This window comes from Paenibacillus sp. N119s (assembly GCF_059447605.1).
Genome location: NZ_JCAJRU010000196.1, coordinates 1 through 9,657 on the forward strand (window position 1 = coordinate 1; position 9,657 = coordinate 9,657).

Annotated in this window: 13 protein-coding genes; 7 read left to right on the top strand and 6 right to left on the bottom strand. The window is 41.4% G+C overall.

What is annotated here, in order from left to right:
- Positions 1 to 374 (bottom strand): YfbR-like 5'-deoxynucleotidase (locus tag AC5V8P_RS19295; protein ID WP_495473785.1); only part of this gene is annotated, 374 nt, incomplete at its 3' end.
- 166 nt (positions 375 to 540) lie between these two features.
- On the opposite strand from AC5V8P_RS19295, the gene AC5V8P_RS19300 reads away from it, so the two are divergent.
- The 5 genes from AC5V8P_RS19300 (at position 541) to AC5V8P_RS19320 (ending at position 5,610) form a co-directional block, all read left to right on the top strand.
- Positions 541 to 1,236, top strand: coding sequence for a response regulator transcription factor (locus tag AC5V8P_RS19300; protein ID WP_063207513.1), 696 nt, complete (start codon positions 541 to 543; stop codon positions 1,234 to 1,236).
- Entirely contained in the window at positions 1,229 to 2,233 is a 1,005-nt protein-coding gene (locus tag AC5V8P_RS19305; protein ID WP_063207517.1) for a sensor histidine kinase, read from the top strand. The genes AC5V8P_RS19300 and AC5V8P_RS19305 overlap by 8 nt, the downstream gene beginning before the upstream one ends.
- 101 nt (positions 2,234 to 2,334) lie before the next feature.
- Positions 2,335 to 3,096, top strand: coding sequence for an ABC transporter ATP-binding protein (locus AC5V8P_RS19310; protein ID WP_064797572.1), 762 nt, complete (start codon positions 2,335 to 2,337; stop codon positions 3,094 to 3,096).
- Positions 3,086 to 5,026: an FtsX-like permease family protein gene (locus AC5V8P_RS19315; protein ID WP_064797571.1), complete on the top strand. Its 1,941-nt coding sequence runs from the start codon at positions 3,086 to 3,088 to the stop codon at positions 5,024 to 5,026. Before AC5V8P_RS19310 ends, AC5V8P_RS19315 begins: the two co-directional genes overlap by 11 nt.
- A 152-nt stretch (positions 5,027 to 5,178) precedes the next feature.
- Positions 5,179 to 5,610 carry a hypothetical protein gene (locus AC5V8P_RS19320; RefSeq protein WP_231116926.1) on the top strand — a complete coding sequence of 144 codons (432 nt, stop codon included), beginning with the start codon at positions 5,179 to 5,181 and terminating at the stop codon, positions 5,608 to 5,610.
- Here the strand turns inward: AC5V8P_RS19320 and AC5V8P_RS19325 are convergent.
- The 5 genes from AC5V8P_RS19325 to AC5V8P_RS19345 all read right to left on the bottom strand — a co-directional run bounded on the left by AC5V8P_RS19325 (position 5,607) and on the right by AC5V8P_RS19345 (position 8,891).
- Positions 5,607 to 6,581, bottom strand: coding sequence for an aldo/keto reductase family protein (locus tag AC5V8P_RS19325; RefSeq protein WP_064797570.1), 975 nt, complete (start codon positions 6,579 to 6,581; stop codon positions 5,607 to 5,609). The two genes, AC5V8P_RS19320 and AC5V8P_RS19325, sit on opposite strands and share 4 nt — an antisense overlap.
- Before the next feature lie 314 nt (positions 6,582 to 6,895).
- Positions 6,896 to 7,009, bottom strand: a complete 114-nt coding sequence (locus AC5V8P_RS19330) for a putative holin-like toxin (protein ID WP_231116925.1) — start codon at positions 7,007 to 7,009, stop codon at positions 6,896 to 6,898.
- 107 nt (positions 7,010 to 7,116) lie between these two features.
- Positions 7,117 to 8,076 carry a radical SAM protein gene (locus tag AC5V8P_RS19335; RefSeq protein WP_063207528.1) on the bottom strand — a complete coding sequence of 320 codons (960 nt, stop codon included), beginning with the start codon at positions 8,074 to 8,076 and terminating at the stop codon, positions 7,117 to 7,119.
- 295 nt (positions 8,077 to 8,371) lie between these two features.
- Complete coding sequence (locus AC5V8P_RS19340) at positions 8,372 to 8,494, bottom strand: hypothetical protein (RefSeq protein WP_274597689.1); 123 nt, start codon at positions 8,492 to 8,494, stop codon at positions 8,372 to 8,374.
- Between the two features lie 163 nt (positions 8,495 to 8,657).
- Positions 8,658 to 8,891, bottom strand: a complete 234-nt coding sequence (locus AC5V8P_RS19345) for a hypothetical protein (RefSeq protein ID WP_064797569.1) — start codon at positions 8,889 to 8,891, stop codon at positions 8,658 to 8,660.
- 76 nt (positions 8,892 to 8,967) lie between these two features.
- Here AC5V8P_RS19345 and AC5V8P_RS19350 point away from each other — a divergent pair, with 76 nt between their 5' ends.
- Positions 8,968 to 9,420 (top strand): phosphoinositide-specific phospholipase C-related protein, encoded by a 453-nt coding sequence (locus tag AC5V8P_RS19350; RefSeq protein WP_064797568.1) that lies wholly within the window; start codon positions 8,968 to 8,970, stop codon positions 9,418 to 9,420.
- 115 nt (positions 9,421 to 9,535) lie between these two features.
- Positions 9,536 to 9,657: DsrE/DsrF/DrsH-like family protein (locus AC5V8P_RS19355; RefSeq protein WP_495473786.1), on the top strand; the 122-nt coding region annotated here is incomplete at its 3' end.

A 9,657-nucleotide genomic window follows, 5' to 3' on the forward strand; every position in this document is an offset into this window, starting at 1 on the left:
TCTTTACCCTCTCTTAACTGTTTGCGGAAAATCGCTTTAAAATCCTCTGGAATATTCTCTTCAATAAAATACTCAATCATGCCTTCTTCGACCTGCTGGATTAATAGCCGCAGTTCCTTGGAGGAATGCTTCACAGGCGTTTTAATGTCTCCAATAAAAATCTCCCCGTAATCGTGACTGCTGGTAATCTCGTATAGCTTTTTCCAGTCAATGCGGACACCGTTTCTCTCTTCAATATCAGCCAGCGTTTTGGCATATTGTACTACTTTCCAAGAATGAGCCGATACACTATGTTCCTCGAATTTAAACTTGCCCGGACAACGAATAATTCTTTCCAACTCATTAAGCGATCGAAAATAGGTGTGAATCCCCATCCATACATCCATCCTTTAAACGTTATGAGATTGCAGATACACACCAACTATAAACCTCAACTATTAACAGCAGATTATCGCTACATCAAGTTGATTCGATCACATATAGCACATACACAAATTTTGCTATACACTTTATATAAAAATGTAAAAAGTGGTGAAATCATTGTTCAAAATCTTGCTGATTGAAGATGATCAAACTTTGTTCCATGAAATCAAGGACAGGTTAACTCAATGGGCCTATGATGTGTATGGCATCCAGGATTTTAGTAAAGTCATTCAAGAATTCACAACGATAAAGCCTGATCTGGTCGTGATTGATATTCAGTTGCCGAAATTTGATGGTTTCCATTGGTGTCGAATGATTCGATCTCACTCCAACGTCCCGATTATCTTCTTATCATCGCGCGACCATCCTACGGATATAGTGATGTCAATGCAGCTTGGGGCGGATGATTTTATCCAAAAACCCTTCCATTTTGATGTACTGATTGCCAAATTACAGGCGACACTTCGCCGCGTATACAATTACAATACAGAGCCCACTTCCCTCAAAACCTGGTGTGGTGCCACAGTCGATTACGAAAAGAATATCGTGACCCATGAGGCGGGTTCCATCGAATTAACCAAGAATGAAATTTATATATTAAAGCTGCTGATTGAGCAAAAGAACAAAATTGTCTCCCGGGAGGAGTTAATTAAAAGCCTATGGGATGATGAACGTTTTGTCAGCGACAACACCCTGACTGTCAACTTGAATCGCCTGCGGAAAAAGCTGGATGAGCTGGATTTGGGCCGTTTCATTGAAACGAAGGTGGGACAAGGCTATATGGCCATCGAAGAGGCACCTGCTTATGATTAGAGCATACTTGAAAGAAAGGCGGAGCTGGATTGCATTATTTGTATGCCAACAAATGCTGGTCCTTCTCATCGCTTATGTGGATGCAGCAATCCCGTTGACGCCGATCCTGTATGTCGTTTTCTTATCTATGTTGGTTTTTTCGGTTTTTCTAATCGTCCGCTATCCCAAGGAAACCAAGTTCTATCGGGCCCTGGAGGGATGGGAGGGTCCCCTCGAATTAACCGGCATGGGCGAGCCTGAGAGTCCGTTTGAGCGAATTATTGAACACAAAATAATCCGTCAGACCGAACGATTACAACAGATCATCTCGCAAAATCAATTGACCCTCGAACATGAAAAAGATGAGCTGTTATCCTGGATTCATGAGGTAAAAACACCTTTAACCGCCATGCATTTGATGATTGAGCGACTGGAGGACAAATCTCTTAAGGCTCAGCTAACCTATGAATGGCTGCGAATTCATTTACTGCTGGACCAACAGTTGCATCAGAAGCGCATATCTTTTATTGAAAACGATTTGTATATTGAGCAAATAGATCTTAAATCTCTCGTCTTTAAAGAAATCAAAGCATTACAGTCATGGTGCATCCAAAAGGGAATCGGTTTTGACATCCAGTTTGAGCAAATGGAAGTGCTGAGTGATGTCAAATGGCTGGCTTTTATCATCAGGCAGCTCTTAACCAATGCCATCAAATATAGCGATGCCAGTGATATTATCATTCACAGCTATGAACAGGGAGACCGAATACAGCTTGAGGTTCAAGACTTTGGGCGCGGAATTGATCCGAAGGATATACCTCGTATTTTCGAGAAAGGTTTTACATCCACAACCCAACACTCTGATCATACTTCAACAGGCATGGGGTTATATTTAGCGAAAAAGGCAGCACAATCCTTGCTCATACATATAGATGTGCACTCCAAACCGAACACGGGTACTACCTTCACTTTAATTTTTCCCAAACGAAATGATTTTGTAAGTATGCTGAGCATGTGACAGAGATGTCACATGCTTTTATGTATTGTTCGCCGATTCAAAGGAAAAACATCAGCGCGATTTTTATAATAAGGCTACAAGAACAATAAGGAGTGCATGAAGTGAATATTTTAGAAGCCCACAAAATTCATAAAACCTATGGTAACAAGCTAAATATGCAGGAGGTTTTGAAGGGAATAGATATCGTTATTGAACAAGGGGAATTTGTCAGTATTATGGGAGCCTCTGGCTCAGGTAAAACCACATTGCTAAATGTCCTTTCCTCCATTGATAAAGTAAGCCACGGTTCCATTAAAATCAATGACATCGAAATGACGAAAATGAAAGAAAAGCAACTGGCTGAATTCCGCAAACAGCATTTAGGCTTTATTTTTCAAGAGTATAATCTGCTGGATACGCTCACCGTGAAGGAGAATATCCTTTTGCCCCTATCTATCACTAAAACGCCTAAAAAAGAGGCTAACCGAAGATTTCAGGAAGTCGCTACAGAACTGGGGATTTATGAGCTCAAGGACAAATATCCCAATGAAATCTCGGGCGGACAGAAACAGCGTACATCTGCGGCTAGAGCGTTTATCCATGAGCCTACGATTATTTTCGCCGATGAACCTACGGGCGCGCTGGATTCAAAATCGGCTTCCGATTTATTAAACAAGCTGGGTCAGCTGAACCAAAAGCGCAAGGCCACGATTATTATGGTCACGCATGATCCTGTCGCAGCCAGCCATTGCAGCCGCGTCATATTTATTAAGGATGGGCAAGTATATACGCAGCTACATAAAGGCATGCAGGAAAGACAAAGCTTCTTCCAGGATATCATGAAAACTCAAGCGGTCTTAGGTGGGGTTCAACATGAACATTAATGTACTCATTCTAAAAAATCTGAAAAAAAACCTGAGCAATTATTATCTCTATGTTTTTGCTCTCATTTTCAGTGTTGCGCTCTATTTCGCTTTCGTCACCATACAGTACGATCCCTCCATGGACGAAGTGAAGGGCTCTATTAAAGGTGCAGCTTCCATACGGGCAGCCAACGTTTTACTGGTTGCTATTGTCTGCATTTTCCTGATGTATGCCAATAATATTTTTATAAAGAGACGAAGCAAAGAAATTGGCTTATTTCAATTAATCGGGATGACAAAAAGCAAAATCTTTCGCATTTTAAGTGCTGAAAACTTAATTTTATACTTTGGTTCTCTTTTCGTTGGAATTGGAATTGGATTTTCTTTTTCCAAATTAGTGATCATGATCTTATTTAAGACGACGGGCGTCGAAGCCATTGCCACTCTATATTTCTCTATCCAAGCACTGACCCAAACACTCATCGTTTTTGTTGCCATCTACTTGCTGATCATGGTCATGAATTACTCTTTTATCAAAAGACAAAGTATTTTATCTTTGTTCCGAGTAACCTCAACTACCGAAGGGAAAATCAAGAAAATAACGATTTTTGAGATGGTCATCGGGATCATGGGCATCTCGCTTATCGCTTTGGGATATTATGTTTCCTCCAGATTATTTGGTGGTGACTTTACCTCCTTAAATGAACTATTTATGGCGATGGTATTTATTTTAGGTTCTGTCATCATCGGAACACTTCTTTTTTATAAAGGGTCCATCCGCTTTATTTCCAATATGATCAGAAAAAGCAAAGGCGGCTACCTAAACATTCATGAGGTACTGTCTCTCTCATCTATCATGTTCCGCATGAAATCTAATGCTTTGTTGCTGACCATTATTACAACCGTATCTGCACTCGCCATTGGGTTGCTCTCCTTAAGCTATATTGCCTATTATTCTGCCGATCAAGCAGCTGAGGAGAATGTACCTTCCCATTTTGCGATGACGAACATACCAGATGCAGAGAAATTCAAGACTTTACTTCATGAGCATGATATAAAGTATCGAGAAAAGAAAATTGAAGTGATTCAAGTCAGTGTAAACGCAGCGCAAATCATGGAGACTCCGCCGAAAGATCTAAATGTCGGTGCGGATTCCACGATACTGCCTGTCATTAGCGATCAATCTGTGGAGGATACGGATGTATCTCCAGGACAGACGATTTTAACAGGCTATAATGATTTTTTACAGAAATTTATGTCCTTGAGAAATTTTGGTCCCCTGGATTTGAAGGGAAAAACAGAAGTTATACATCAACAATATGTAGGTCTAAAAAGGGATTATGTCATTCCTTACTATTTTACAGTCGGAGGACTACCCACTGCCATTGTAGACGAAACCATCTTTGAGCGGTTAAAGAAAGACGTAAATCCTAAGATTCAGAAGAAGTCATCCCTATATATCGGAATTGATATACTAAATGCAGCACAGATCAAAGAGGCCGATCGCCTGTTTGCAGCTGCGAATTTTAACGATCAACAAACATCACAGCTTGAAATGAGCAGCAATCAGAAGAGCAATATGGGAGTGATCATGTTTGTAGTTGGCTTTTTGGGACTTACTTTTCTTATTACATCAGGCTGCATCCTTTATTTTAAGCAAATGGATGAGAGCGAAGACGAAAAGTCCAATTATACTGTGTTGAGAAAGTTGGGGTTCACCCAGAGCGACCTGCTGCGAGGCATTAAAATCAAACAACTCTTTAACTTCGGCATTCCGTTAGTGATCGGTCTATCACACAGCTATTTCGCCGTCCAATCTGGCTGGTTCATGTTTGGAACCGAAGTTTGGATGCCTATGATTATCGTAATGGTGCTATACACTGCCTTATACTCCATTTTCGGGGTGCTATCCATTCTGTATTATAAAAAGGTCATTAAATCCGCATTATAATCGACCAAAATTCAAAATGTCCCCTGGCAAAAGTGCCAGGGGCTTTTCCAAGTATTTGAGCATTTTCGTTCCTGCGTGTACAATAAAATAACTATCATCGTAACCCCAAAGGGGGAGAGCTTATATTATTATTCATCATCAATGGCATCGGCATGGCAGCAAATATTATACTCGGTTCCTCTGTAGGGGTGGCTATAATCGTAGGCATCGTCTTTTTCCTGATCGGCTTTCCTGAGTTTAAAAAATCGCCAAAGCTCACGAACAAGGCTAAAAAAGACATCACTTATATTATGTCAACATTATTAACGCTTGTGATATTCGTAGTTATCGTTTCTTGGAATATTCATACTTCAGGTGACCTGTTTCTTGCAGGTCCGCTAACACCACAGATGAAGCTTCACTGGGGGCAAAAGGTATTGATTCTAGGATTGGCAGAAGGTCTATGGGCTGTCATTAGTCTAAAATGGCTGTTGCCCTTCTTTTTTGATCCACTGGACCTCAGTAAGAAGCAAATCCTCGTTTTAGTGAGCGGGATTGCATTTAGTGTGGTTTCAGGGATCTATGCCGTGCTTGAAGCAAGCTAACGCAAAGGCGCAAATCCCTCTACTTGCTTCAGAATCTGCTCAATTTTTGCGCAAGTCTCCGATTGCAGCGTCACCTCGACTGCTTTCACATTTTCCTCGATCTGTGCTGGTTTAGTAGCCCCAATCAGTGCAGCGCTGATCCCCGGTTCTCTCAAAATCCAGGCAAGCGCAAGTTGTGACAGGGTGACACCCAAGTCCTTTGCCAGCTGATCCAGTTCCTGAACACAGCTCAGGACGGTGTCGTTCATGTAACTGCTGATGACGTTATTGACAGACGCATCAGCTCCGCGGCTGCCCGTCGGCATAGGCTGTCCCGGCTTGTACTTGCCCGTGAGAATGCCTTGGGCCAGCGGCGAAAATACAATCTGGCCGATGCCTACCTGCTCGGATACGGGAAGTACCTCATGTTCGATATAACGCTCGAACATATTATAGATCGGCTGATTGGCAATCAGCGGACGTAGATTCAGCCTTTTCCCAATGCCATAGGCATCCGTGAGCTGGGCGGCACTCCATTCACTGACCGCAGCATACAAGATCTTACCTTGAGCCTGAAGATCATCTAGCGCCCGCAGTGTCTCTTCCAACGGAGTTTCTGGATCATAACGATGGCAGAAGTAAATGTCGATATAATCCGTGCCGAGGCGCTTTAGACTCGCCTCACATTGCTCCATAATGTGCTTGCGAGACAATCCCCTGTCATTGGGACCGGAATCCATAGGAAAGTACACCTTGGTAGAAAGCACATAGCTCTCTCTGCGATAAGGCTTCAATGCCGCTCCCATAGCCTTCTCACCTTCTCCACGGTTGTACGCGTTTGCGGTATCAAAGAAATTGATTCCAAGTTCAAAAGCTTTGGCAATACAGGTATGAGCAGCTTCCTGCTCGGCGGCTGTACCGTACGTTAGCCAACTTCCCAACCCGATTTCACTAATTTTAAGACCGCTATTGCCGACATTTCTATATTTCATATCTACTCCTTCTTTCATAAGAAGTTTACATTGATATATTTTAGCATGTAAACCCTTTCATTAAAACAAATAATAAGGGTCTGACTTCATTACTGCTAAGCCTCTATTTATGGTGAAGTTGGTTACCTCATTTGGCTTTTCCGCATTGTAAACGCTGATAAAGCTGTGATAAAATATAGTTAAGAAGAACACAATAAATAAAGAGCAAGGATGCTTGAACAGCCTTGCTCTTTAGCAACAGCCGCTTTTAAGGGCGGTCGGCTATGGATTTAGATCAGTGAAGAAATAGACCGTTTACCTTGTCCGAGGGCGGTCTATTTCTTTTTGTTTTGGTTCAACGCAATAACAATTGTGACGATTAATCCAATTAACGCAACAACCAGCGTACCGAACATCATCATTAATGTCAGAGCATCTTTAACCTCCACAGGCATCACCTCCTTTGCAGGAGATTAGCCGACCGCCCATCTAAGCCATTCTGTTGTTAAGTAATATTATACCCTATGGATATGTTATCAGTAATAATAAAACTCTCTTAAATCCCATTCGGAAAAAGCGCATCATATGCAGGGCAAGGCAGTTTGTCGAGAAACTCCTGAAGCTGCTTCGGCTTACTTTTGTAAATATCCTTTAAGGACGTTCCGTTATAAATATTACCGATGACCACTGGATGACATAGTTCACAGATTAGGATATCACCGTTCCCGTGAAGATGAAGCTGCTTCTTACCGTCAACACAGTTGGAAAAATAAACACCTGGCTGCTCCTTGAACCCCAGCGCCTCAGCAAAACGGTCCATACAGGTGAAATACAGCACGGTATCGTCCTTTTTATGTGCGATGAGGTCATGCACGGAACGGATGAGTGCCTCCTTGGTGGAGATAGCGTTCCAGTTTGTATGATCCATCACGATGCTGTTTTGGATTTCATGGATGCGCACACCGAGTTCGTAGACTTTTTCACTGATCGCGGGCATGTTATTCTGCGTCTCTTCAAAAAGCAAAGTCTCCAGCACTGTTTCCAGCTTGGCTTCGGTACACAACCGAATATTTTGCACGATTTTCTCATACATACGAGGGTGAACATGATAATAGGCTGCATATTTATCGGCATCCGTGAAGTTGAAAGAGATATGAATATTGGAAAGTCCCGCGTCACGCAACTTCTCAATTCGTTCAGGGCTGAGCAAACTCGCATTGGTATTGAGCTGGGTAGCAATTCCCTTGCTCGTACAGTGAGCCACGATGTCCAGACAATCCTCATACTTCAGGGTTACTTCACCCCCGGACAGTCGCACACGTTTTAAAGTTGAAATATCATCAATGATACCTATGACCTCTTTGCTGCTAATACATTGTCCATCGTTCCGCTGATATGCACAGCAGTAATCACACTTGAAGTTGCAATTAGAGGTAACCCCGACTTCCAGCCCTTCCAGCTCATAGATACCCGGCTTCTCCAGTTCAAGTGCTTTATATTTATTCTCTATACTCACTTTCTTATTGTCCTCCCGATCTCAGGCTTGTGTCTTGAATTCCCTTGAGATTATACAGAATGGGAGCAGTTCAGAGATATGACATTGGTAACGGTAGGAGTATAAGAGCAGAAAATGACTATCTAAACCATCATAATAAAGGTCATCCTTCACATTTATGTGCAAAGGACGACCTTTATTAGATAAACGGATTATTTTATAATTCCAGATAATTTGATATGAATTTTCGAAGTTCAAGATCATATAATTTATGTAGGTTAATATTGTGTCTTTGATCCTAGGCTTCTTAAACTAATTAATAAACATTCACAGTCATTGATCCTTTTACATTCCCTTTTACCCGCACTCGATAATCTTTACCGTCCATATGCTCCCAATGTAGATAAGAGGTACTACCCACATCAGCTGTTTTAGTCATACTATTGCTTCCATACCATCCTCCAGCCCAAGAGTCATAATACTCCATTCCTAAATCATAAGTTGAATTACTACCAGTATTCCTAGAGCTTGTTGAAATAACCTGAATACTCTCGCCATTGCTCACTGGAATATTACGTGGAATTTGATAATGAGTAGTTACTTCATAATTTGCGGACCATTTGAACCCTGTACTTGAAGGTTGCACAGACTGTAGACTGTAAAGTTTTTTCATCATGGAGTGGAGCATTATAAAAAGTGGAATAGCCATTTTCAGGCCCGTATTGCTGATCTAGTTGCTTTTCATAGTCCGACTCAGCAAAGGCTGCTGACGGAATGAGCACACTCCCTAAAAGAGTTGCTACCAGTACCTTTTTCAAAGCTTTATTCACTAACATAATACCCTCCTTTAAATTGTTTTTTTGATCACATATGTTACAATATCATAGAATATACCAAAAAGGGAGGTGCAATATGGTAAAAAAAGTTATATTCTATCTTGTTGCTGCTATACTACCTGTAGCATTACTTTCTGCATGTGGTCACCCCCAGTCTGTTGATAATCAAGTACCTGCTACTTCCAAGCAAATAAAAAATGAGGACCCCAAAAATGTGGAGGTTTCCCAACCTGTTAAAGATTACTTGGAAGCCATAAAAAAGAAAGATAGCGACAAAGCCCTTAGTCTACTCTCTAACAAATCGTCAATTCCTCTAGAAGAATTCCGTCAATCGGTTAAAGCAAGCTCAGTATCTTCTTTCACCATTGTTGACAGTAAAAAAATGTCTAATGACACCTATAAAGTCCTTACTCATGTAATACAAAAAGGTGAAGAATACGATATGGTTTTTCTATCCAAAAACACAGATGGCCTGTGGCTAGTAGAATTAAATACAGATAAGTCAAAGGATAATTTAACTTTTGATTAGGCATTACTTCTAGCACACAATCCCCTCCACAATTGTGATCAATATGTGAACTGGGCATAGTTCTCATTTCCAAATCCATACTGAGTATATCTGTTGGTAATGGAGGCGGAAAATTATGAACAAAAGAATGAATCTGCTGATGTTCAGCGGCGATTATGATAAAGCAATGGCTGGGCTGATTTTGGCCAATACAGCTCGGGAGCTGGATGTCGAGGTTACGATGTTTTTTGCGTTCTG